The sequence below is a fragment of the Streptomyces sp. MZ04 genome, from assembly GCF_004684775.1.
GTDB lineage: Bacteria > Actinomycetota > Actinomycetes > Streptomycetales > Streptomycetaceae > Streptomyces.
This window is the reverse complement of the sequence record NZ_SRIC01000125.1, coordinates 1-22,793: the sequence shown is the minus strand read 5'-3', so window position 1 is coordinate 22,793 and position 22,793 is coordinate 1. Positions and strand designations below refer to the sequence as shown.

The following is a 22,793-nucleotide window of genomic DNA, read 5'->3' as shown; positions in this document are numbered from 1 at the left end:
GCGGGGGCGGGGGCCGTGTGGGCGGCGGCGGAGGCCGCCTGCGCAGCATCCTGTGCGGGCGTCCCAGCTACGGGAACCGCCTGTGCGGGATCCGCCGGTACGGGAGCTGTCGGCGCGGGAACCGCCTGCGCGGGGGCTCCCGGTGCTGGAGCCGCCGGTGCTGGAGCCGCCGGTACGGGCGTCGCCTGCGCCTGCGTCACCTGCGCCTGCGTCGCCTGTGCCTGCGTCGCCTGCGCTGCCGCGGCCGGGGTCGGCTCCGGACCCGGTACGGCGGGATCCGCCGGTACGGGAGCTGTCGACGCGGGAGCCGCCTGCGCGGGGGCTCCCGGTGCTGGAGCCGCCGGTACGGGCGTCACCTGCGCCTGCGTCGCCTGTGCCTGCGTCGCCTGCGCTGCCGCGGCCGGGGTCGGCTCCGGAGGGGTCGCTGCTGCCAAGGTGAAATCGCCCGAGGTCGCGTCCGCCGCCGGACCGGCGGCGGCTATCGCGTCGTCGGGGCCGCCCGCGGACCCGCTGCCCGTGTCGCTCTGTCCGCCGTCGGGCGCGGACGCCGGCCGGGGACGGCTCCACCATTTCGCCTTCGTGGGCTTGCCCTCGTCCATGCTCTCCCCACAACTGGCCTGCGGCGGACGCCGATTACGTGCTCAACTCCGCGCCCGCCACACATCCTGGGCAGGCACGGCCCACCCAGGATTCAATCAGGTTCCCGCGCCGACGCGCAGAGCACGTCAGCGGATCTGCGAAGTGCCCTGCAGCGTGCCCTCTATCGGTGAGGACGCGGCGGTGCGCGACGGGTCCGCTGCCGGCTGCGGAGCCGGCAGCGCGGCGCCGGAAGCGACGCCGGGAGACATGGCGCCCGGAGCCACCGGCCGTATCAGCGGGGACATGACCGCCGCGCCGGTGAACAGCGGCGCCGCAGCCTGGACCGGCTCCTGTACGCGCGGTCCGTGCCCCGGCCCGCCGGGCAGCAGCGGTCCTGCCACCTCCGTCGGCGCGACCGGCGCCGCGAGGACGCCAGGGCGCTGGCCCTGCGCGGTGAGCGGGCCGCTGCCGCGGCGCCGCGAGGAGTCGGGCGCCGTGCCCGTACCCGAGCCCTGCGAACGCAGCGGCGACGCGTTGCTGTTGCTGCTGCTTCCCGAGCCGCCCGCGCGCGGGTCGCCCGGATCGGCGGGAAGGCCCGTCGTGACGCCGCCCAGCGCTATCGCGGCCAGCGACACCGCGCCCGCCGCGGCGAACGCGAAACGCCTGCCGCGCCACAGCGACCGCTCGGCATCGTGCCGGCCCACGTCGTGCCTGCCGACGTCATGGATGCGGAAACCGCGCCCCGCGTCGGGCAGCACCGCGGCATGGGCGCCCGAGGGCACATAGCCGAAGCTCTCGCCCTTGACGCCGAAGACCCCGGTCGGGGGCAGCCCGGACTCGGTGTCCGCGGTGGCGAAGCCGCCACCGGGCGCACGCGGGCCGCCGGGCGGCTCGCTGCCGCCGCCGGGAAGCCCTTGGAGACGGGCGAGGAAACTCTCGGAGGGAGGCGGCGGCGCCACCGCCGCGAAGACACTCTTGAGCCGCCGCTGCGAGTCGGCCTCGGTCTTGCACTTCGGACAGGTCGCGAGATGAGCGAGAACCCGCTCACGCGCGTCATGGCCCAGCTCGCCGTCCACCAGGGCGGCGAGTCGGTCCCCCAGATGCTGCTCGGCCTCGGCTAGATGCCGTTCGGCAGGATTCGACCGTGATCCACTCACGCGGTCGCGCCCCCTCCTCCCAGCGCCATGGCTCCGGCGAGCGAACGGCGCTCGGCGCGGGCTTCGGGCGACCGGTGCTGAAGGGCTTTGCGCAGCTGCGAACGGCCACGGTGGATACGGCTGCGGACCGTACCCAGCTTCACGCCCAGGGTCGCGGCGATCTCCTCGTACGAAAGACCTTCGATGTCACACAGGACCACGGCCGCGCGGAACTCGGGAGCCAGGGTGTCGAGCGCCTGCTGCACGTCCGCGTCGAAGTGCGTGTCGTTGAAGACCTGCTGCGGCGACGGCTCGCGGCTGGGAAGGCGCTCCGCCGCGTCGTCCCCGAGGGCGTCGAAGCGGATGCGCTGCTTGCGGCGCACCATGTCCAGGAAGAGGTTCGTGGTGATGCGGTGCAGCCAGCCCTCGAAGGTGCCGGGCGTGTACGTGGAGAGGGACCGGAAGACACGGACGAAGACCTCTTGCGTGAGGTCCTCGGCGTCGTGCTGATTGCCGGTCAGGCGGTACGCGAGGCGATAGACCCGTCCGCTGTGCGTGCTGACGATCTCCTCCCAGGTGGGCGGAGTCCACGCCTGCGAATCCGCTTCAGCGGCAAAGGTCGCGGTCTGAGCGGAGTGGGCGGTGTGGGTTCGGTCAGCGGTGTCGGTCACGGATTTCGGCTCACCCGCCAACCTGAGAAAGCGCCTCAGCGCTCCTCCCCGATCCGCGGACGCAGCCGCACCTCCCCTGTCGGCTCTGGTGGTGTCCAGTGGAGCCCCTACCATAGCCACCTCGCCCGTTAGCTCCGGATAAGCGTTTTTACTGGAATTTGGTACGGGCTTCTCGCCAGGTGTCCTGCCTGGCCGAAGGGCCCGCGCCCAGTCTTGATCCATTCGTTACCCCCGCTGTCCTCACACCCCTACTAAACGCCCGGTCCCATCTGCGGGTTCCCACCCCCAACGGATACAGTCACGGCCAGGCATCCACGGGGACAGGAGAGGGCCATTACCGGCAACCGGCAGACGAGCTGGGCGTTCGCCGACGCCTTTGTCGCCGAGGACGAAGCACTGCGCTGGGCCCGCGACCGGGCCCGGGAAGCGGGGCTGCCCTCGGTGTCGCCCGGTACCGGCGCCGCGCTGCGGATGCTCGCCGCCACCGCGGACGCCAAGGCCGTGGCCGAGATCGGGACGGGCACAGGAGTGTCCGGAATCCATCTCCTGCACGGAATGCGGCCCGACGGAGTGCTGACCACCGTCGACCCGGAGCCCGACCGCCAGCAGTTCGCCCGGCAGGCCTTCCGCGCCGCCGGCTTCGCCGGGAACCGCGCGCGGTTCATCCCCGGACGCGCCCTGGACGTACTGCCGCGCCTCGCGGACGGCGGCTACGACCTCGTCTTCTGCGACGGCGACCGCACGGAGTACCTCGACTACCTCGCTGAATCGTTGCGCCTGCTGCGCCCCGGCGGTCTCGTCTGCTTCGAGGGCACCTTCGCGGACGGCCGCACCGTGGACTCCGGCCCGCAGCCGGCCGAGGTCCTGCGCATCCGCGAGCTGCTCCGCGCGGTACGCGAGAGCCAGGACCTGATGCCGTCGCTGCTGCCGGTCGGCGACGGGCTGCTCTGCGCCGTGAAGCGGTAGCGCTCCGCGGATCTTGCGGTACCGAATCCGGATACAGCACTGCCCCGGCACTTTTTACGATGCCGGGGCAGTGAAAAGTTTGGGCGCGCTTCCGCGTCAGCCGACGACCTTCTTCAGGGCGTCGCCGAGTGCATCGGCCTCGTCCGGAGTCAGTTCGACGACAAGTCGTCCGCCGCCTTCGAGCGGAACGCGCATGACGATGCCCCGCCCCTCCTTGGTCACCTCGAGCGGGCCGTCGCCCGTCCGCGGCTTCATGGCCGCCATGCTCGTTCCCCTTCCTGAAACCAGCTCATCGCAGCCGACAACCCAGGTGTCACCGGCATCGAACACATTGCTTCCAGGCCATTATCCCGCATGGCGGGACCCGATGACCAACATCGGTCCGATCGCTTGCGCAACGCGCGCCCGCAAAACCACTCAATTCGGCGATGTGGCTGCGATACTTCGCCGCTTCATACCCTTGCAGGGCCCGGAATTCTTTGACGCAGGTCACATATCTCCCCTCATGCCGGAGCTCGACGATCTCCGTCATGCTGGGCTCGGACAAAGATGGCAGGCGCAGGACCACCGGAGGGGATTCACCATGGCCGACACCGTTCTCTACGAGGTGAGCGACGGACTCGCGACGATCACGCTGAACCGCCCCGAGGCGATGAACGCGATGAACACCGAGGCCAAGGTCGCCCTGCGGGAGGCGGCGCGATCGGCCGGGTCGGACCCCGCGGTGCGCGCCGTACTGCTCACCGCGACCGGGCGGGCCTTCTGTGTGGGACAGGACCTGAAGGAGCACGTGGGACAGCTGCTCGCCGACCGCGAGTCGGGCTCCGGGCAGACGATGAGCACGGTGAGCGAGCACTACAACCCCATCGTGCGGGCGCTCACCGGGATGGCGAAGCCGGTCGTCGCGGGCGTCAACGGCGTCGCGGCCGGCGCCGGGTTCGGCTTCGCGCTCGCGGCGGACTACCGGATCGTCGCGGACACCGCGCGCTTCAACACCTCCTTCGCCGGGGTCGCGCTGACCGCCGACTCGGGGGTCTCCTGGACGCTGCAGCGCCTGATCGGCCCGGGCAGGGCCGCCGACCTGATGCTCTTCCCGCGCAACATCAGCGCGCAGGAGGCGTACGACCTGGGGATCGTGAACAAGGTCGTCCCCGCGGACGACCTCGCGGCCGAGGCCCAGCAGCTGGCCCGCACGCTCGCCGAGGGCCCGACGCTCGCGTACGGCGCGCTCAAGGAGTCGCTCGCCTACGCGGCCGGGCACACCCTGGAGGAGGCCCTGGAGAAGGAGGACGAGCTCCAGGCGAAGGCGGGCGCCTCCGAGGACCACACGATCGCCGTCCAGGCCTTCCTGGACAAGGCGAAGCCCAAGTACCTGGGCCGTTGAGCCGAGGCCGCCTCACGGGACCCGGATCACGCAGTCCTCGAGGTGGTCGTTCACCAGGCCACAGGCCTGCATCAGGGCGTACGCCGTGGTGGGGCCGACGAACCGGATGCCGCGCTTCTTCAGGGCCTTGGACAGGGCCGTGGACTCGGGCGTGATCGCCGGTACGTCGGCCAGCCTGCCCGGCACCTCGCGGGACGCCGGGTCCGGGGCGTGCGACCAGATGAGCTCGTCGAGTTCGCCCTCGGCCCAGTCGACGAGCACGCCCGCGTTGGCGAGCGTCGCGTCGACCTTGGCGCGGTTGCGGATGATGCCGGGGTCGGCGAGCAGCCGCTCGCGGTCGGCGTCCGTGAACCGCGCCACCTCGGCGATCTTGAAGCCGGCGAAGGCCGCGCGGAAGCCCTCGCGGCGGCGCAGGATCGTGATCCAGGACAGGCCCGACTGGAAGGCCTCCAGGCAGAGGCGCTCGTACAGCGCGTCGTCCCCGTGGACCGGGCGGCCCCACTCCTCGTCGTGGTACGCCACATAGTCCTCGGTCGAAAGGCCCCAGGGACAGCGCAGTCTGCCGTCCGGGCCCGCCATCGCGTCGCCGCTCACTGGTCGCCCTCTTCCTCGGCCGCGTCCCGCACCGTCTCCGGGGCCGCCGGGCCGTGCGTCTTGAACAGGCCGGGCCCGCCCACCGCGGCGGCCTGCGCACCGGCCAGGGCCGCCTCAAGATCCGCGATGTGGGCGTCCCGCTCGGCCAGTTCGGCGCCGAGGCGGCCGAGCGCGTCGTCCACGTCCGCCATGCGGTAGCCCCGCACCGTCAGCGGGAAGCGCAGCGCGTCGACGTCGGCGCGGCGCAGGGCCCGCTCCCGGGGCAGCGGATCGGTGAACCGCTCGGGCGACACGTCGGGCAGCGCGGCGCGATCGCCGCCGCCCACCACCGCGAGCGTCACCGCGCCGACCACCACCACCAGGGCGATGACCAGGAACAAGAACAAGACCATGTCTTCGGGCCCCCACGCTCGACTGCCCATGCAGCAACTCGGTGCTGAATCTGTCAGGGTCCGATCGTGCCATGCGGCTGTGACAGTTAAGGTCGCAGGCGGCCGGGCAGCGGCGGCCGACGGTACCGACACAGGAGGCTCACAGGGGATGCTCAGGCTTGGCAGGCGTGAATTCGACGCGCACGAGCCGGTGATCATGGCGATCGTGAACCGGACCCCTGACTCCTTCTACGACCAGGGCGCCACGTTCCGCGACGAGCCCGCGCTCGCCCGCGTGGAGCAGGCGGTGTCCGAGGGCGCGGCCATCATCGACATCGGCGGGGTCAAGGCCGGTCCCGGCGAGGAAGTCACGGCCGAGGAGGAGGCGCGGCGGACCGTCGGTTTCGTCGCCGATGTGCGGGGGCGCTTCCCCGACGTCGTCATCAGCGTTGACACGTGGCGGCACGAGGTCGGCGAGGCGGTCTGCGATGCCGGGGCGGATCTCCTGAACGACGCCTGGGGCGGCGTCGATCCGAAACTGGCGGAGGTCGCCGCGCGGTACGGGGTGGGGCTCGTGTGCACGCACGCGGGCGGTGCGGAGCCGCGGACCCGTCCGCACCGGATCGCGTACGAGGACGTGATGGCGGACATCCTCGACGTCACCGTCGGTCTTGCCGAGCGTGCCGTGGAGCTCGGTGTCCCGCGCGAGTCCGTGATGATCGATCCCGGGCACGACTTCGGGAAGAACACCCGGCATTCGCTGGAGGCGACCCGGCGGCTCGGCGAGATGGTGGAGACGGGGTGGCCCGTCCTGGTCTCCCTCTCCAACAAGGACTTTGTCGGCGAGACGCTGGACCGGCCGGTGAAGGAACGGCTCATCGGGACGCTGGCGACGACCGCGGTCTCGGCGTGGCTGGGGGCGCAGGTGTACCGGGTGCACGAGGTCGCGGAGACGCGGCAGGTCCTGGACATGGTCGCGACGATCGCGGGGCACCGGGAGCCGGCTGTGGCCCGGCGGGGACTGGCTTAGGCCCAGGTGAAGTCCGGTGCGGTACCGCGCCCCGTCAGGGGCGCGGGGAACTGCGCGACCAGCCCCCACCGGCCCGCAGGTTCAGCACCGCACTTCCCGCGGAGCGCTCAGCGGCCGACCTCCTTGGTGACCAGGGCCACCGCCTCCTCCACGTCGTCCGTGATGTGGAACAGGTGCAGATCGTGCTCCGACGCCTTGCCGCCCGCCACCACCGAGTCGCGGAGCCAGTCGACGAGGCCGCTCCAGTACTCCGAGCCGAACAGGACGATGGGGAAGCGGGTCACCTTGCGGGTCTGGACGAGGGTGAGCGCCTCGAAGAGCTCGTCCAGGGTGCCGAGTCCGCCGGGCAGGACCACGAAGCCCTGGGCGTACTTCACGAACATGGTCTTCCGTACGAAGAAGTAGCGGAAGTTGACGCCGATGTCGACGTGGTCGTTGAGGCCCTGCTCGAAGGGCAGCTCGATGCCGAGGCCCACGGAGACGCCCTTCGCCTCACGCGCGCCCTTGTTGGCCGCCTCCATGGCGCCGGGGCCACCGCCGGTGATCACCGCGAAGCCCGCGTCGACGAGCGCCTTGCCGATGCGGACGCCCGCCTCGTACTCGGGCGAACCGGGAGGCGTACGCGCCGAGCCGAAGACGCTGATGGCGCTGGGGAGTTCGGCGAGCGCGCCGAAGCCTTCCACGAACTCCGCCTGGATGCGCATGACCCGCCAGGGGTCGGTGTGCACCCAGTCCGTGTCGCCCCCCAGCGTGTCGAGCAGCCGCTGGTCGGTGGTGCCGGGAGTGACCTGTTCACGCCGCCGCACCACGGGCCCCGAGTACTGCTCCTCCGGTGGCCCCTGTGCTTCTGGATTACCCATGAACATCCCCTTCCGCTGCGGTCACGCTCACTTGCAGCTTCAGCGTAGGTCTATGGGCGTTACAAACGACGGATCCTTACGGGAACTCACGATGTCAGCCAGGCGGTGAGCCGCTTCTCCGCCTCCGGGATCAGCGCGGCCTCGACCCGCTCGTCGACCTTGTGGGCGAGCAGCGGGGCGCCGGGCCCGTAGTTCACCGCGGGCACGCCGAGCGCGCTGAAGCGGGAGACGTCCGTCCAGCCGAACTTGGGCCGCGGCGTTCCGCCGACCGCCGCCACGAAGGCCGCCGCCGCGGGGTGGGTGAGGCCGGGGCGGGCTCCGCCGGTGTGGTCGTCGACGATGATCTCGGCGATGTCGCAGTCGGCGAAGTAGTCGCGCACGAAGGCGAGCGCCTCGTCCTCGGTGCGGTCCGGCGCGTAGCGGAAGTTGACGACGACGGTGCACTCGTCGGGGATGACGTTGGTCGCGACGCCGCCCTCGATCCGTACGGCGTTGAGTCCCTCGTGGAACTCGAGTCCGTCGACCACCGGCTTGCGCGGCTCGTACGCGGCCAGCTTGTCGAGGATCGGCGCGACCTTGTGGATCGCGTTGGAGCCCATCCACGCGCGCGCGGAGTGCGCGCGCTCACCCTTCGTCTTCAGGAACACCCGCAGCGTGCCCTGGCAGCCGCCCTCGACCTGGCAGTCCGTCGGCTCGAGGAGCACCGCGAAGTCGCCCGCGAGCCAGTCGGGGTGGGCCTCGGCGACATGGCCGAGGCCATTGAGGTGGGCGGCGACCTCTTCGTTGTCGTAGAAGACGAAGGTCAGGTCGCGGTTGGGCTCGGTGACCGTCTGCGCGATGCGCAGCTGCACGGCGACGCCCGACTTCATGTCGCAGGTGCCGCAGCCCCACAGGATCCCGTCCGCGTCCAGGCGGGACGGCACGTTGTCGGCGATCGGCACGGTGTCGATGTGCCCGGCGAGGATCACGCGCTCGGCGCGGCCCAGGTGGGTGCGAGCCACGATGTTGTTGCCGTGCCGGTCGACCGTGAGGTGCGGCAGACCCCGCAGCGCCGTCTCGATGGCGTCCGCGAGCGCCTTCTCCTCGCCGCTGGGCGACGGGAAGTCGACGAGCCTGGCGGTGAGCTCGGCGGCGTCGAGCGTGAGGTCGAGCGGGGGCTGATGCGAGGTCTGAGCCATGGCTTCGACCCTAACGCCCCTCGGCGCGCCGCCTTGTCAGTGGCCTCCAGTACCTTGGTCGCGTGCCTGAGCCCCCCACCCTCGTCCGGCGCGGCCGCCTCCTCCGTATCGGGGCGGCCGTCGCGGTGCTGCTCGCCCTCGTCGGCTATGTGGTGATGCAGTACGTCTTCGGCGGCAAGGCCGAGCCGCGCTGCGAGGTCGTATCGGGCGACGGGGACGGGGCGTCGTACGAGTTCTCCGCCGAGCAGGCGGAGAACGCCGCGACGGTCGCCGCCGTGGGCACCTCGCGCGGCATGCCCGAGCGCGCGGTGACGATCGCCCTCGCGACCGCCCTCCAGGAGTCCGGTCTGCGCAACATCGGCCATGGCGACCGGGACTCGCTCGGCCTCTTCCAGCAGCGGCCCTCACAGGGCTGGGGCGACGAGAAGCAGATCATGGACCCGGCGTACTCCGCCGCGCGTTTCTACGCCCATCTCGACAAGGTCCCCGGCTACTCCCGCCTTCCCCTGACGGTCGCCGCGCAGCGCGTGCAGCGCAGCGGCTATCCGCAGGCGTACGCGAAGCACGAGCCGGACGCGGCGCTGCTGGCCGCCGCCCTGACCGGCCGCGCCCCGGCCACGCTCAGCTGCGAGGGCCGGGAGCCCGTGGAGCCGGGCGACCCGGCGGAGGTGCGGGCCGCCCTCGTGCGCGACTTCGGCCGCGACGTGGCACCAAAGGGTGACGGGCGCACGGTGACCGTGCCGGTGACCGCCACCACGGGCACCGCCGGCGGCGGGGCCGGGCGGCACGGCTGGGAGCTCGCGCACTGGGCGGTGGCCCAGGCGTCCGCGCTCGGCATCGAGCGGGTGTCGTACGCGGGCCGGGAGTGGCGCGTCGGGGACTCCGGCAAGGAATGGCACAAGCCCGGCAAGGCGGGCGAGAAGGGCACGGACGAGACGGGCGCGGGCGCCGGGGACGGCGCGGGAGAGGTCCGAATCGTCACTGGGCAGTAGTGCGGCGCGTCACCCGATCGGACCACGCTGATCACTCAGGGGCGACGCACCGTCCAGGTATTCGCGCCCCGCCCGCCGCATCCGTCAAACCCCTTGCGAACACAGGGCATTGACGATTCAGCAGGCTCGCGCGAGGTGATCCCTTTGCCCGTTTTTATCCGCAGCCGATAATGCGATGCATTGCCAACTCTTTGCGTTGGGCCACCGCAACCTTCGCGGACTTCGAGCGGTAGTCACTGCGTCCGAACGCCGGGCCCCATCCGGCAGGACACACCCACGTTCTCTCCCGTCTGAAGGAGCATCATGTCCCTCCCCCTGACCCGCCGGATCGCCCGCGCCGCGCTGCTCATCGCAGCAGGGGCGGCTCCCGTGGTCGGTGCGGCCGGCTCCGCAAGCGCCGCCGAACTCCCCGCCACCCCCGACCTTGGCGGCGTCACCGCCCTCGACGGTGCCGGTCTCGGCAACACCGTCGACGGCGCGGCACAGAACGTCACCGGTCTCGCGGGCGAGACCGGCAGCAAGGCCGTGAAGAAGTCCGTGCCGACCGCGGGCAAGGCCGTCGGCTCGGGCGCCAAGACCACGACGCCGGCGGCACAGAAGGCCGCCGGTGGCGTCGCGGGCAGCGCGGGCGAGGTGCTCGGCGAGACCGCGGGCACCGCGACCGAGGGCGGTCTGCCCACCGACCAGCTGGGCGGCGACCTGCCGACGGACTCGGTCACCAAGGGCGGCCTGCCCACCGACCAGCTGCCGGTCAAGAGCCTGCCGGTCGGCTGACCACCAGGCAGGTGAGGAGGGCCCGGAGCCGATGGCTCCGGGCCCTCCTCACCTGTCCTCACCCGTCCCCCTCCGCCTCGACGAGCACCTCCCCCGCCGCCGTACGGAAATACAGCACCGACCGCCCCGTGCGCCGCCGTCTGACAAGTCCGGCATCGAGCAGCACCCTGAGGTGCCGGCCCACCGAGCCGAGGCCCTGCCCCGTCAGCGTCACCAGCTGGGACGTGCTCTTCGGCGTCGCGAGCAGGACAAGGACGGCCGCCCGCGCGGGGCCGATGAGCCTGCCGAGCGGCTCGGGCACCGCCGCCGCCCGGTCCGCCTCCGCGAGCACACCCGAGCACGGGTACACGACCGCGTACCGGTCCGCCGCGTCCCACGACACCCAGCCCTGCCGCGGTGTCACCGGCACGAACAGGAGGCGCGCACCGGAGATCTCGCGCGGCGGATAGTCGTGCGTGTTGACCTGGAGCCTGCTCTCGCCGAGCCAGCGCATCCCGGGCCGCATGCCGTTCAGCGCGGCGGCCCAGCCGCCCTGGCTCAACTGGGCCGTCCGCGCGATGACATCGGCCTCGATGACCGTACGGACACGGGGCCAGCGCGGGAGCACCGTCCGCGTCCACACCCACTCCAGGAGGTCGGCCATCCGGTCCGCAGGGCCCGGCCGGAGCAGCACGGCGGGGAGCGGGCCGCCGAGGGACACCGTCAGATGCGCGCGGGCCGCCTCGTCGGGCGTCTCGCGGATCCGGGCCAGTTCGTCGCCGAACTCCGGCTCGCCATCGCCCGTGGGCGTCGGCGTCAAGAAGTCCGCGATCCACCGGGTCCGGTCGCCGAGCACGGCCCGTACGAGTTCCCCGAGCCCGGGTTCGGCGGCCACCCGCTCGCGGTAGGCGGGCAGATGGGTCTCGAGCCAGGAACGCTCCCCCGGATGCGTGGCCGTGCGCCGCTCGAGCGCGAAGAGGCTCGCGGTCGCCTCGGCCAGCGGCGAGACGACGAAGCGGCTGCCCGCGAGCGTGTCCGCGTTGATCTGCCACCAGCCCATGCCCCGCCGCCCCCTGCCGCAGCCACCTTTCGCCACTGCGCGAAACGTTAACGCCCGCGCCGTGAGCCCGCCCAGACTCCGGCGCATGCACACCTACCGCGAGCTCTTCCGCACCCCGGAGTTCACCCCGTTCTTCCTGACCGCCTCGCTCCAGGTGGCGGGCCAGACGGTGAGCGGCCTCGCCCTGGGCACCCTGATCTACGACAGGACCGGCTCACCGCTGCTCTCCGCCCTCGGCATGTTCGGCCCGTCGCTCGCCCAAGTGGTCGGCGCCACCGCCCTGTTGTCGGCCGCCGACCGGCTGCCGCCGCGCGGCGCCACGGCGGGCCTCGCGCTGGTCTTCGGGCTCGCGACCGCCGCACAGGCCGTCCCCGGGCTGCCGCTGTGGGCGGCCTTCGCACTGCTCCTGGGCCTAGGGACGCTGGCCTCGCTCGGCGGCGGGGTGCGCTACGGGCTGCTCAACGAGATCCTCTCCAAGGAGGGGTATCTGCTGGGCCGCTCGGTGCTCAACATGTCCGGCGGCACGATGCAGATCTGCGGCTTCGGCCTCGGCGGTGTCCTGGTCGCCACGCTCTCGCCGCGCGGCACACTGCTCGCGGGCGCCGCGCTGTATCTCGCGGCGGCGGTGGTCGCGCGCTTCGGGCTCGGCCGCAGGGCACCACGGTCCTGCGGCCGAGCCTCGGTCCGCGAGACCGGGCGCACGAACGCGCTGCTGTGGTCCTCGGCGCACCGCCGCTCGGTCTATCTCGCCCTGTGGGTGCCCAACGGACTGATCGTGGGCTGCGAATCGCTCTTCGTTCCGTACGCGCCCGGACACGCGGGGCTGCTGTTCGCCTGTGCCGCGTCCGGCATGCTCGTCGGTGACGTGCTTGCCGGGCGGCTGCTCCCGCGCCGGTGGCGGGAGCGGCTCGGCGCGCCGCTGCGGCTGCTGCTCGCGCTGCCGTATCTGCTCTTCGCGCTGCGGCCCGGGCTGCCCATCGCGCTGACGGCCGCCGCGCTGGCCTCGGTCGGGTTCTCGGCGAGCCTGCTGCTCCAGGAGCAGTTGCTGGCCCTCACCCCGGACGAGCTGAGCGGTCACGCGCTGGGGCTGCACGCGTCCGGCATGCTCACGATGCAGGGCGTGGGCGCCGCCGTGGCCGGCGGTGTCGCCCAGTTGACGTCGGCGTCGGCCGCGATGGCGGTGCTCGCCGCCGGGTCCGTCGCCGTCACCCTCGCCCTGGCGCCGGGGCTGCGGTCGGCGGCTCAGGCCAGCCGCTCGACCGCCGCGGCCACCCGCTCGTCGGTCGCGGTCAGCGCCACACGGACGAAGCGGTCGCCCGCGGGGCCGTAGAAGTCGCCGGGCGCGACGAGGATGCCGAGCCGCGCGAGATGGCCGACCGTGTCCCAGCAGGACTCGTCGCGGGTCGCCCAGAGGTAGAGGCTCGCCTCGCTGTGCTCGATGCGGAAGCCGTGCTTCAGGAGGGCGTCGCGCAGGGCGGTGCGGCGGGCGGCGTACCGCTCGCGCTGCTCGCGCACGTGCTGGTCGTCGCCGAGCGCCGCGACGACGGCGGCCTGCGTCGGCGCGGACGTCATCATGCCGCCGTGCTTGCGGATCTGGAGCAGGTCGCCGAGGACGCTCTCGTCACCGGCGACGAACGCCGCGCGGTAGCCCGCCAGGTTCGACCGCTTGGAGAGCGAGTGGACGGCGACGATCCCCTCGTACGAACCACCGCACACGTCCGGGTGGAGCACCGAGACCGGCTCCGCCTCCCAGCCGAGTTCCAGGTAGCACTCGTCGCTGAAGAGCAGGATGCCGTGCTCGCGCGCCCAGGCGACCGTGCGGGTCAGCTCGTCCTTGGACAGGACGCGACCGGTGGGGTTCGAGGGCGAGTTGAGCCACAGGAGCTTGAGACCGGCCGGGTCAAGCTCCGTGGGGTCGTCGTACGAGACGTAGTCGGCGCGCGCGAGGCGAGCACCCACCTCGTACGTCGGGTAGGCGAGGCGCGGGTAGGCGACCTTGTCCCCCGGGCCGAGCCCGAGCTGCGTCGGCAGCCAGGCCACCAGTTCCTTGGAGCCGACGACCGGCAGCACGTTGCGGTGCGTGATGCCGCGTGCCCCCAGGCGCCGCTCGCACCAGCCGGTGATCGCGTCGCGCAGCTCGGGCGTGCCCCACACCGTCGGATAGCCCGGCGAGTCCGCCGCAGCGATCAGCGCTTTCTGGATCAGCTCGGGCACCGGGTCGACCGGCGTGCCCACCGACAGGTCGACGATTCCGCCGGCGTGCGCGGCGGCCGTGGCCTTGTAGGGCTCGAGCTTGTCCCAGGGGAAGGTGGGAAGGCGGTCAGAGACTGCGGACACGTGCTGACTCCCGTAGTGCATGAGTGGACAAACGCCTCGGTCCCGTGCGGCAGGACTTGCCGTACGGGACCGGGGCGGCGCTTCAAGCAGCCGTTACTGGTTCTCGTCCTGGTTCTCGTCCTGGTTCTGCGGCGGCAACGCCGCGATGAAGGCGTGGTCGCGCTCGATCAGGCCGAGCTTGCTGGCACCACCGGGCGAGCCGAGCTCGTCGAAGAATTCGACGTTCGCCTTGTAGTAGTCCTTCCACTCCTCCGGAGTGTCGTCCTCGTAGAAGATCGCCTCGACCGGGCAGACCGGTTCACAAGCTCCGCAGTCGACGCATTCGTCCGGGTGGATGTACAAGGACCGGGAGCCCTCGTAAATGCAGTCGACCGGGCACTCCTCGATGCACGCCTTGTCCTTGACGTCGACACAAGGCTGCGCGATGACGTAGGTCACGCTGTCGTTCCTCCTCGATACGGGCGTTGGCGGGCCGTCCTCAGGCTCCGCTCGCCTGGCGCGCGGGAGCGCGGCGTCGTCGATGCCCACCTCTAGTATCTCCGTTCCCGGGCATGATCCGAACAGGAGGGGCGTACAGAGCTGTGGAATTCACTGCGGGCGGACGGCTCGAGGTCCGAATTACCCCCGCCGACGTGGGCAAACGGGTCTCTGTACGACGGCTCAACGAGGGGTCGAGGACAGCCGGTAAGTTCACTGACACGGTGGGTGTTCTCACATCATGGAACGAGGGTGTGGTACTGATCACACGCCGCGACGGCGAGCGTGTCCGCATCGTGGAAAGCTCTCTGGTCGCGGGCAAGGTCGTGCCCGCCGCCCCGGCCCGCAGGCGTGGCCCGGCGGCCTCCTATGCGGAGCTGGCCCGGGTGTCCGCGCGCGCCTGGCAGCCGGTCGAGAGCGAACTCCTCGGCGAGTGGGAGCTGCGGGCGGCGGCCGGCTTCACCCGGCGGGCCAACTCGGTGCTGCCGCTCGGCGATCCCGGCCGGCCGCTGGACGCGGCGCTCGATCACGTGCGCCGGTGGTACGCGGAGCGGGAGCTGCCCGCGTACATCCAGACCGCCACAGGGGCCGAGGGCACCCAGGAGACGCTCTGCGCCGAGCTCGAGGACCGGGGCTGGGAGCGCGAGGCGAGCGCGGAGCTGCACATCGGCGCGCTCGCGCCGCTCGGGGATCTGGCGGCGGAAGCGGAACGGGTGCGGCTCTCGCGCTCCTACGACGACGCGTGGCTCAGGCGCTACAAGCGATTCGGGGTGCCGGGACCTCATGTGCTCAAGGTGCTGGCGAGCGGCCCCTCGGTGTGGTTCGCTTCCGTGCCCGGGGCTTCTCCCGACGCGGGTCCCGCGGCGATCGGCCGGTGTGTGGTGGACGGGCGCTGGGCGGGGTTCATGGCGGTCGAGGTCGATCCGGCGCACCGGCGCCAGGGGCTCGCGACCGCGGTGATGGCCGCGCTGTCCCGGCAGGCGCTCACCGAGGGCGCTTCGGCGGCCTGGCTGCAGGTCGAGAACGACAACGAGGGTGCGCGGGCGCTGTACGGCGATCTTGGCTTCGCCGCGCACCACACGTACCACCACTATCGATACCCGTCGGCTCGGTAGGTTCCCGCCGGGGCCGGCTCGGCAAGTAAGGCACGAGGCACGCATGCACGAGGAGTCAAGGACGTCAGCGACGCGGCGGAGGTTCGCCGAGGAGGCCAGGTCCGAGCGGCCCGACCTGGCCCTGCTGTGCCTCCTGGTGAGCGCGGAGGCGGATCCGGAACTCGGCGACGCCGGCATCGACGCCGCGCAGATCGAACTGGACGACCTCGCCGGGCAGTTGCCCTACCGGCCCGGCGGCGCCCTGGAGTGGGCGGCCGCGCTGGCCGAACTCCTCGGCGCGCGCTGCGGGTTCCTGGGGACGCCCGCCGACTACCAGCGCCTTGAGTCCTCCCTCCTGCACGAGGTCCTCCGACGCCGCCGCGGGCTGCCGATCCTGCTCTCGGTGGTGTGGATCGAGGTCGCGCGCCGCGCGGGCGCGCCCGTCTACGGCGTCGCGCTGCCCGGCCACTTCGTCGTCGGCTTCGGGGCGCGCGAGGAGCGGGTGCTCACCGATCCGTTCGCGGGCGGGCATCTGCTGACCGGCGCGGACGCGGAGCTGCTCGTCGCCGGTTCCTCGGGCGGCACGCTGAACCCCTCGACGCTGCGGCCCGCCGACCCGCTCAACATCGTCCTGCGCATCCTCAACAACATCCGCGCCTGGGCGGCGGCACGCCCCGAGCGCTCGGACGTCGCGCTGTGGGCGGTCGAGCTCTCCCTGCTGCTGCCCGCGCATCCGGCGCGGCTGCGCTACGAGCGGGCCCAACTCCTCGTCCAGCGGGGCGACTTCCTCGGCGGCGCGGCGGAGTTGGAGACGTACGCCGATGTCGTGACGGCGGTGGAGCCGACCACGGCGGACCGGGTGCGGGACCAGGCGCGGGCGGCCCGCGCGATGCTCAACTGACGGCTGCAAGGAACGTACAAGACGCGCGCGTGGGCCACTTGGCAGCCTCGGGGCATGACAAGCACCACTGAGACAGCCACCACCGCTGGGACTGCCACCGCTTCGACGGACACCACTTCGACAGACACCGCCGGAGCCGCCGCCGACCTGGCGCCCGTCCGCTTCGACACGAAGATCGCCGTCCTGCTCCGCGACGACCTCGAGCCCTGGCAGCGCCTGAACGTGACCGCGTTCCTGGTCAGCGCGCTCGGCACGGCGGCGCCCGAGGTGATCGGAGAGCCGTACGAGGACGCCGACGGCACCCCCTACCTGCCGATGTTCCGTCAGCCCGTCCTCGTCTTCGAGGGGACGAAGGAAACGCTCACCGCCGCGCACGGCCGTGCGCTGTCCCGCTCGCTGCCCAGGGCCGTCTTCACGTCGGACCTGTTCGCCACCGGCAACGACCGGGACAACCGGGCGGCGGTGCGGGCCGTGCCGACGGGCCGGCTCGATCTGGTCGGACTCCTCGTGTACGGGCCGCGCAACGGGGTGGACAAGGTCCTGAAAGGGGCGCGGATGCACCCCTGAAGGGAGATCGGAGCGCTAGCGATCGGCCCTGCCGGGCACGAGGCACATATGCATCCCCGATCCCCGGAGCGGCGACGCCTCTTCGCCGATCAGGCACGGTCCGCGCGGCCCGATCTCGCGCTGCTGTGCCTGCTGATCGGCGCGGAGGCGGACACGGAGCTCGACGACGCCGGCATGGACGCGGCGTGCCGGAAGCTGGACCGGCTCGCCCGGCTGCTGCCCGCGCCGCCCTGCGACCCCCTGGGGTGGGCCATGGAGCTCGCCGAACTCCTCGGCGGGCGCTGCGGGTTCAAGGGCAGGCCCGGCGACTACCAGCGCCTGGAGTCCGCGCTCCTGCACGAGGTCCTGCGGCGCGGCCGCGGGCTGCCGATCCTGCTCTCGGTGGTGTGGATCGAGGTCGCGCGCCGGGCGGGCGCGCCCGTCCACGGGGTCGCGCTGCCCGGCCACTTCGTCGTCGGCTTCGGCGCGGGCGAGCAGCGAGTGCTCGCCAATCCGTTCGACGGGGGCCGGGTCCTGACGCGGGCGGACGTGGAGCTGCTCGTGGTGGGCGCCACGGGCGCGCCGCCCCAGCCGGCGATGCTGAGCCCCGCGGAGCCGGTCGAGATCGTGCTGCGGGTCCTCAACAACATCCGCGCCTGGGCGGCGGCCCGCCCCGAGCGATCGGACGTCGCGCTGTGGGCAGTCGACCTCTCGCTCCTGCTGCCGTCGCCACAGCACCGGCTGCACTACGAACGGGCCCGACTCCTCGTGCGGCGCGGCGAGTTCCTGGCCGGTGCGCGGGAGATCGAGACGTACGCCGACGGGGTGGCCGCCACCGACGAGGCCACCGCGGACGCGCTGCGCCGGGAGGCGCGGTCGGCGCGGGCGATCCTCAACTGACGCCCCAGTCCGGCGCGCTCAGAGCCAGCCCTTGTCGCGGGCGACGCGCACCGCGTCGGCGCGGTTGCGCGCCGACAGTTTCTGGATCGCCGTCGAGAGGTAGTTGCGGACGCGCTGCACCGGGAGGCGCGGGCGATCCTCAACTGACGCCCCGGTCCGGCGCGCTCAGAGCCAGCCCTTGTCGCGGGCGACGCGCACCGCGTCGGCGCGGTTGCGCGCCGACAGTTTCTGGATCGCCGTCGAGAGGTAGTTGCGGACCGTGCCCTGGGAGAGGTGCAGGGCCGTGGCCAGTTCGGCGTTGGTGGAGCCGTCGGCCGCCGCGCGGAGGACCTCGCGCTCGCGGTCCGTCAGCGGGTTCGCGCCCTCGGCCAGGGCCGCCGCGGCGAGCGTGGGGTCGATGACCCGCTCCCCCGCGAGTACCTTGCGGACCGCTTCGGCGAGCTGGGCCGCCGGCGCGTCCTTGACCAGGAAGGCGTCGGCTCCCGCCTCCATGGCGCTGCGCAGATAGCCGGGGCGGCCGAAGGTCGTGAGGATCACGATCTTCAACTCCGGTAGTTCCGCGTGCAGTTCGGCGGCCGCCTCGATTCCGGTGCGGCCCGGCATCTCGATGTCGAGCAGCGCCACGTCCACCGCGTGGGCGCGGGCCGCCGCGAGCACCTCGTCGCCGCGGGCCACCTGGGCGACCACCTCGATGTCCGGTTCCAGGCCGAGCAGCGCGGCGAGCGCCTCGCGGACCATCGACTGGTCCTCGGCGAGCAGCACTCTGATGTCCGTGCCGCCGCCCTGGGCCTCTTCACTCTTCGCGCCGCTCATGCGGAAGATCCTAGAGCCGAGGCGTCGCGGGCCCCGGCGGCTCCCCGGCCCCGCGGCACCCGCGCCGCGAGCCGGAAGCCACGGCGCCCGGCGGGACCCGTTTCGAGCACACCGCCGACCGCCTCCAGACGTTCCGCGAGGCCCGTCAGACCGTTGCCCGGCGCGGCACCCGAGCCGCCCCCGCCGTCGTCCTCCACGGACAGCTCGACGACCGGCCCTTCGAGGGTGTGCCGCGAGGTGAGCGCCACCGTGCAGCGCCGCGCCCCGCTGTGCCGCACGACGTTGGTCACCGCCTCGCGCAGGGCCCAGGCAAGCGCCGCCTCCCCTTCCTCGCCCGGCAGTTCGGCGGGCGCCTCCAGCGGGACGTCGGCCTCGACACCGGCGGCGGAGAGCGCCGTGCGGGCTCCCGCGAGCTCACCGGCGAGCGTACGCCTGCGGTAGCCGGAGACCGCCTCGCGCACGTCCACCAGGGCCTGACGGCTGACCTGCTCGATGTCGGCCACCTGCTGCGCCGCCTTGTCGGGGTGGTCCGGGAGCATCCGCCCGGCCAGCTCGCTCTTCAGCGTGATCAGGGAGAGCGAGTGACCGAGGAGGTCGTGCAGATCGCGGGCGAGCCGCAACCGCTCCTCGTTGGCGGCCAGTCGGGCGACGGTCGCCCTCGCCTGCCGCAACTGGACCGTCGTACGGACCAACTGCCGTACCCCCGCCATCGCGAAGCCGACCAGGAGGGTCAGCACGGCGAGGCTGCCAAGCAGGTCCCCGAGGCTGTCGGTGCGCAGGCCGACCGCCACCATCACACCGGTGACGGCCGGGATGGCCCACATCGCCTGCCCCATCGGCAGCACCGCCCCGGCGGACACGGCGACGTACACGAAGAGCCCGAGCCAGGCCGTGCCGAACGCGTACGAGAGGACCACGGCCAGCACCAGGAGCGCCGCGAGGGACCAGCGCACCACGCCCCAGTCGAAGATCTTGGCGGTGTACCGGAACACCACGGACAGGTAGCAGGTCACGAAGGCGGCCAGGCCGAGCCAGCCGAGTGCGGTGGCCACGGCGCTCCGGTCGCTCTCCACCAGGTCCCGCACCGGACTGGCCAGGAAGACCAGCCAGATGCCGATCCACATCGCCTTCGTCAGCAGCTGGCGGCGGTCCCGCACCGGCTGCCCGAAGCTGTGCAGGGGATGGTCCCGCTCGGTGCCGTCGGTGTCGCTCACGCCTTCAGGGTGTCCTTCCGGTACAGCCATGCCGCGCCGCCCGCGAAGAGGACGAAGTACCCGGCGAGGAGCGCGATGTCCTTCGCGTGCGGGGCGTCGCCCAGTTCGATGGCCTGTCCGAGGGCAGCGTATGCGTGGGTCGGCAGCCAGGACGCGATGTCGCGCAGCCACGCGGGGAAGGTGGTCGTGGGCATCCACAGGCCGCCGAGCACGGAGAGACCGAAGTACACGATCATCGTGATCGGACGGACGGCGTCGCCGGTCGCGAGATAGCCGATGGCCACGCCGAGCGCCGCGAAGCAGAGGCTGCCCGCCCAGATCGAGGCGGTGAGCGCGAGCCACTGCCAGGCGTCGAGACGTACGTCCTTGACGGCGGCGGCGACCACGAACACCACGAGGATCGACGGCAGGCTGACCACCGCCGCGCTGGCCGTCTTCGCGAGCACATAGCCGCGCCCCGGCAGGCTGGTCAGCCGCAGCTGCCGCACCCAGCCGCTCTGGCGCTCCTTGGCGATGCGCTCGCTGTTGCCCATCAGGACGGCGGTCAGCGCCCCGAACGAGGCCATCGACACCATCATGAAGGCGGGCACGCCCAGGCCCGTGTCACCGACCATGACCGTGGCGTCCTGGCCGCCCGCGATCAGCAGGAAGAGCATCGCGGGATAGAGCACCGAGAAGAACAGGAACTTCTTGTTGCGCAGGGCGCGGACGATCTCGAGCTTGATCAGCATGACTTGGCCTCCTCGGCCTCGGTGATCGCCACGAAGGCCTGCTCCAGGCCGAGGCCCGTGACCTCCAGGTTCCGGGGGTACAGACCCGCCCCGTAGAGCGCGTGCACGGTGGCGTCGGCGTCCGTCGACTGGAGCCGGACGGTGCGACCCGACACGTCGACCGTGCTGACGAAGGGCAGCGCGCGCAGCTCGCGGGCGCCGGCCTCGTCGACGGTCTCCAGGTCGAAGGAGACCTTGCGGACGCCCGCCTTCGCCTTGATCTCCGCGGCCGTGCCGTCCGCGACGAGCCGGCCACGGTGCAGTACGAGGACGCGGTCCGCGATCGCGTCGGCCTCTTCCAGGTAGTGCGTGGCGAACAGGACGGCGCGGCCCTGGTCCGCCTGCTCGCGCATGGTGGCCCAGAAGGCCTGGCGGACGGTGACGTCCATGCCGGTGGTCGGCTCGTCGAGGACGATCAGGTCGTTCGCCCCGGCGGTCGCGAGTGCGAAACGCACGCGCTGTTCCTGGCCGCCGGAGAGCTTGTCGACCTTGCGGTCGGCGAGCTGGATGACACCGGCCTGGGCGAGCACGTCGTTCACGCGGTGCGGCCTCGGGTGCAGCTCGCAGGCGAGCCGCACCAGTTCGCGGACGGTGACCTCGCCCATCAGGCCGCCGCTCTGCAGCATCGCGCCGACCCGGCCCGAGGTGATCGCCTCGCGCGGGCTCGTGCCGAAGACCCGCACGGTGCCGCTGTCCGGCTGCCGCAGGCCGAGCAGCAGGTCGAGGGTGGAGGACTTGCCGGCGCCGTTGGGCCCGAGGAGGGCGACGGTCTCGCCGGGTGAGAGGTCGAGCGTGAGACCGTCCACGGCGCGGACGTCCCCATAGGCCTTGGTCACGTGGTCAAAGCTCACTGCTGCTGTCATGTGATCCATCGTCGCGAGGGACGACGGACGGCGGCAGTGTCGTGTGTTGCGGGTCCGGGATGACAGATGTCATGTCATGTCATGCCGGAGGCCCGGCGCTCCACCGCTGTGGACCGCCCGGCCTCCGTGTGCGTACGAGAATCAGCTGGCGTTCGTCTCGATCACACCGATCCGCTCGGCCGGCGTCTTGCCGGTCAGCGCCTTGTTCATGGCGTTGGCCACGTCCGTCGGCTGGACCGGCGTCTTGTCGCCGTTGCCGCGCTGGATCATGACGCCGTCGAAGACGTTGCCGTAGAGCTTCTTGAGCTCTACGAGGTTGTAGCGCGGCTGCAGCGTGCCGTTCTTGAGGACCTGCGTCTCCAAGACCTTCGGCAGCGACTTCGCCGGACCGAACGGGATCGACTTCGTGCCCGCCTTGATGGTGACGTTGGCGGACATCGCGGGCTTGGCGAACCGGGTCATGAACTTGTCGACCTCGGCGTTCGAGACGGTCGGCTTGCGCGTGGTGACGGGCAGCTCGACGGTGGCCGCGCTGCCGGTCTCGACCTGCTTCTTGTACGCCTCGGAGACCGCCGTGGTCGCGGCGTCGACGTCGATGCCCTTGCCCTGCTTGCCGTACACGGGCACGGCCTTGCCGGGCACGAACTTGACCGAGCCCTCCTTGGCCGAGCCGGACGCGCCCGCGGCGCGCTCCAGGGCGGCCGCCAGCTTCTCCTCGTCGACCGGCATCGCGGCCTCGGCGACGCGCTCGCCGCCGAAGAGGGAGCCGATCACCGACACGGGGTTGTAGTCGCTGCCCGCGGCGCCGCGGACCGTGGCCTGGCTGTCCACGGTCAGGCCCGCCTGCTCCGGCTCGAGCGTGACCGCTTCGCCGTCGACCGACAGCTTCAGGGACTTGGTGACGCGCTCGCCGATCGCCGCGTCGAGCTTCTTGACGGCCTCGTCACGGGTGCCGCCGCCGATGTCGACGCCGAGCACGGTGGTGCCCTTCGGCACGTCGGCGTGGTTCATCAGAAGCCCTGCGCCGTACGCCCCGCAGGCCACGACGACCACGGCGACGCCCACCAGGACGAGCTTGTTGCGCCCCTTCTTCTTGGGGGCGGACGCAGCGGCGGGCACGTTCGGCTGCACCGGCTCGGGGAGCTTCGGCGGCGTGTGCGGCACGGGCGCCTCGGGGTGCGGGCCCGTGGCGAACGGCGAGTTATGGGCCGGCGGTACGACGGGGATGCCGCTGGTGAGCGTGTCACCGGAGACATTGACTCCGGGGGCGGGCGCGGTGGGGCCGCCCGGGATGGAGACGGGGC

Annotated in this window: 24 protein-coding genes and 3 pseudogenes; 10 read left to right on the top strand and 17 right to left on the bottom strand. The window is 72.2% G+C overall.

The genetic code is table 11. The annotated features are described in order from the left end of the window. The 3 genes and pseudogenes from E2651_RS24225 to sigE all read right to left on the bottom strand — a co-directional run. A pseudogene (locus E2651_RS24225) lies at window positions 1-599 on the bottom strand (hypothetical protein); the annotation flags it as partial. Window positions 600-725: 126 nt separating this feature from the next. Continuing rightward, window positions 726-1,736: an anti-sigma factor gene (locus E2651_RS24220; protein WP_135333319.1), complete on the bottom strand. Its 1,011-nt coding sequence runs from the start codon at window positions 1,734-1,736 to the stop codon at window positions 726-728. Continuing rightward, on the bottom strand, window positions 1,733-2,500 hold the full coding sequence (sigE, locus tag E2651_RS24215) for an RNA polymerase sigma factor SigE (protein ID WP_135333318.1): 768 nt from the start codon (window positions 2,498-2,500) through the stop codon (window positions 1,733-1,735). Before sigE ends, E2651_RS24220 begins: the two co-directional genes overlap by 4 nt. 153 nt (window positions 2,501-2,653) lie before the next feature. Here sigE and E2651_RS24210 point away from each other — a divergent pair, with 153 nt between their 5' ends. Then, window positions 2,654-3,352 carry an O-methyltransferase gene (locus E2651_RS24210; RefSeq protein ID WP_135333317.1) on the top strand — a complete coding sequence of 233 codons (699 nt, stop codon included), beginning with the start codon at window positions 2,654-2,656 and terminating at the stop codon, window positions 3,350-3,352. A 96-nt stretch (window positions 3,353-3,448) separates the two neighbouring features. Here E2651_RS24210 and E2651_RS24205 read toward each other — a convergent pair whose 3' ends face one another. After that, window positions 3,449-3,616 carry a DUF3117 domain-containing protein gene (locus E2651_RS24205; protein WP_003966491.1) on the bottom strand — a complete coding sequence of 56 codons (168 nt, stop codon included), beginning with the start codon at window positions 3,614-3,616 and terminating at the stop codon, window positions 3,449-3,451. A 319-nt stretch (window positions 3,617-3,935) separates the two neighbouring features. Between E2651_RS24205 and E2651_RS24200 the strand changes: the two genes are divergently transcribed. Next, on the top strand, window positions 3,936-4,736 hold the full coding sequence (locus E2651_RS24200) for an enoyl-CoA hydratase-related protein (protein WP_135333316.1): 801 nt from the start codon (window positions 3,936-3,938) through the stop codon (window positions 4,734-4,736). Window positions 4,737-4,748: 12 nt separating this feature from the next. On the opposite strand, the gene E2651_RS24195 is transcribed toward E2651_RS24200, so the two are convergent. Both E2651_RS24195 and E2651_RS24190 read right to left on the bottom strand, forming a co-directional pair. Further along, entirely contained in the window at window positions 4,749-5,330 is a 582-nt protein-coding gene (locus E2651_RS24195; protein ID WP_280922803.1) for a DNA-3-methyladenine glycosylase I, read from the bottom strand. Then, window positions 5,327-5,722 carry a DivIVA domain-containing protein gene (locus E2651_RS24190; RefSeq protein WP_135333315.1) on the bottom strand — a complete coding sequence of 132 codons (396 nt, stop codon included), beginning with the start codon at window positions 5,720-5,722 and terminating at the stop codon, window positions 5,327-5,329. Before E2651_RS24190 ends, E2651_RS24195 begins: the two co-directional genes overlap by 4 nt. Window positions 5,723-5,870: 148 nt before the next feature. Here E2651_RS24190 and folP point away from each other — a divergent pair, with 148 nt between their 5' ends. Beyond that, window positions 5,871-6,731 (top strand): dihydropteroate synthase, encoded by an 861-nt coding sequence (gene folP / locus E2651_RS24185; RefSeq protein WP_135333314.1) that lies wholly within the window; start codon window positions 5,871-5,873, stop codon window positions 6,729-6,731. Window positions 6,732-6,838: 107 nt separating this feature from the next. Here the strand turns inward: folP and E2651_RS24180 are convergent, their stop codons facing one another. Next, window positions 6,839-7,591 (bottom strand): TIGR00730 family Rossman fold protein, encoded by a 753-nt coding sequence (locus tag E2651_RS24180; protein WP_135333313.1) that lies wholly within the window; start codon window positions 7,589-7,591, stop codon window positions 6,839-6,841. 86 nt (window positions 7,592-7,677) lie between these two features. Then, entirely contained in the window at window positions 7,678-8,769 is a 1,092-nt protein-coding gene (gene dapE, locus E2651_RS24175; protein ID WP_135333312.1) for a succinyl-diaminopimelate desuccinylase, read from the bottom strand. Window positions 8,770-8,831: 62 nt separating this feature from the next. Between dapE and E2651_RS24170 the strand changes: the two genes are divergently transcribed. Together E2651_RS24170 and E2651_RS24165 are read left to right on the top strand one after the other, a co-directional pair. Then, complete coding sequence (locus E2651_RS24170) at window positions 8,832-9,761, top strand: heavy metal transporter (protein ID WP_135333311.1); 930 nt, start codon at window positions 8,832-8,834, stop codon at window positions 9,759-9,761. Window positions 9,762-10,064: 303 nt separating this feature from the next. Then, the gene (locus E2651_RS24165; RefSeq protein ID WP_135333310.1) at window positions 10,065-10,535 is read left to right on the top strand and encodes an ATP-binding protein; all 471 of its coding nucleotides are present in this window, start codon (window positions 10,065-10,067) and stop codon (window positions 10,533-10,535) included. Window positions 10,536-10,593: 58 nt separating this feature from the next. Here E2651_RS24165 and E2651_RS24160 read toward each other — a convergent pair whose 3' ends face one another. Continuing rightward, window positions 10,594-11,574, bottom strand: a complete 981-nt coding sequence (locus tag E2651_RS24160) for an ArsR family transcriptional regulator (RefSeq protein WP_135333309.1) — start codon at window positions 11,572-11,574, stop codon at window positions 10,594-10,596. An 85-nt stretch (window positions 11,575-11,659) separates the two neighbouring features. On the opposite strand from E2651_RS24160, the gene E2651_RS24155 reads away from it, so the two are divergent. Continuing rightward, window positions 11,660-12,904, top strand: coding sequence for an MFS transporter (locus E2651_RS24155; protein ID WP_135333308.1), 1,245 nt, complete (start codon window positions 11,660-11,662; stop codon window positions 12,902-12,904). Here E2651_RS24155 and E2651_RS24150 read toward each other — a convergent pair. Beyond that, window positions 12,817-13,911, bottom strand: a complete 1,095-nt coding sequence (locus E2651_RS24150; RefSeq protein WP_135333307.1) for a bifunctional succinyldiaminopimelate transaminase/glutamate-prephenate aminotransferase — start codon at window positions 13,909-13,911, stop codon at window positions 12,817-12,819. The genes E2651_RS24155 and E2651_RS24150 overlap by 88 nt on opposite strands. A gap of 93 nt (window positions 13,912-14,004) precedes the next feature. Beyond that, window positions 14,005-14,349 carry a ferredoxin gene (fdxA, locus tag E2651_RS24145; RefSeq protein WP_135333306.1) on the bottom strand — a complete coding sequence of 115 codons (345 nt, stop codon included), beginning with the start codon at window positions 14,347-14,349 and terminating at the stop codon, window positions 14,005-14,007. A 143-nt stretch (window positions 14,350-14,492) separates the two neighbouring features. On the opposite strand from fdxA, the gene E2651_RS24140 reads away from it, so the two are divergent. Genes E2651_RS24140 through E2651_RS24125 form a run of 4 tightly spaced genes read left to right on the top strand, consistent with a single transcriptional unit; the run spans window position 14,493 to window position 17,829 of the window. Further along, window positions 14,493-15,503 (top strand): GNAT family N-acetyltransferase, encoded by a 1,011-nt coding sequence (locus E2651_RS24140; RefSeq protein ID WP_135333305.1) that lies wholly within the window; start codon window positions 14,493-14,495, stop codon window positions 15,501-15,503. A 43-nt stretch (window positions 15,504-15,546) separates the two neighbouring features. Then, complete coding sequence (locus E2651_RS24135) at window positions 15,547-16,383, top strand: transglutaminase-like domain-containing protein (protein WP_135333304.1); 837 nt, start codon at window positions 15,547-15,549, stop codon at window positions 16,381-16,383. Window positions 16,384-16,437: 54 nt separating this feature from the next. Continuing rightward, the gene (locus E2651_RS24130; protein WP_245239146.1) at window positions 16,438-16,950 is read left to right on the top strand and encodes a DUF2000 domain-containing protein; all 513 of its coding nucleotides are present in this window, start codon (window positions 16,438-16,440) and stop codon (window positions 16,948-16,950) included. Between the two features lie 48 nt (window positions 16,951-16,998). After that, entirely contained in the window at window positions 16,999-17,829 is an 831-nt protein-coding gene (locus tag E2651_RS24125) for a transglutaminase-like domain-containing protein (protein ID WP_135333303.1), read from the top strand. Window positions 17,830-17,847: 18 nt separating this feature from the next. Here E2651_RS24125 and E2651_RS24120 read toward each other — a convergent pair. The 6 genes and pseudogenes from E2651_RS24120 to E2651_RS24095 all read right to left on the bottom strand — a co-directional run. Further along, window positions 17,848-17,940: pseudogene (locus E2651_RS24120) on the bottom strand (DNA-binding response regulator); the annotation flags it as partial. Window positions 17,941-17,994: 54 nt separating this feature from the next. Then, a complete protein-coding gene (locus E2651_RS24115) occupies window positions 17,995-18,642 on the bottom strand; it encodes a response regulator transcription factor (protein WP_135333302.1) in 648 nt (215 codons plus the stop codon). Beyond that, window positions 18,639-19,766 (bottom strand): histidine kinase, encoded by a 1,128-nt coding sequence (locus E2651_RS24110; protein ID WP_245239149.1) that lies wholly within the window; start codon window positions 19,764-19,766, stop codon window positions 18,639-18,641. Before E2651_RS24110 ends, E2651_RS24115 begins: the two co-directional genes overlap by 4 nt. A gap of 86 nt (window positions 19,767-19,852) precedes the next feature. Then, the gene (locus E2651_RS24105; protein ID WP_135333300.1) at window positions 19,853-20,587 is read right to left on the bottom strand and encodes an ABC transporter permease; all 735 of its coding nucleotides are present in this window, start codon (window positions 20,585-20,587) and stop codon (window positions 19,853-19,855) included. After that, window positions 20,581-21,489 (bottom strand): ABC transporter ATP-binding protein, encoded by a 909-nt coding sequence (locus E2651_RS24100; RefSeq protein WP_245239144.1) that lies wholly within the window; start codon window positions 21,487-21,489, stop codon window positions 20,581-20,583. Before E2651_RS24100 ends, E2651_RS24105 begins: the two co-directional genes overlap by 7 nt. Before the next feature lie 141 nt (window positions 21,490-21,630). After that, window positions 21,631-22,793: pseudogene (locus tag E2651_RS24095) on the bottom strand (hypothetical protein); the annotation flags it as partial.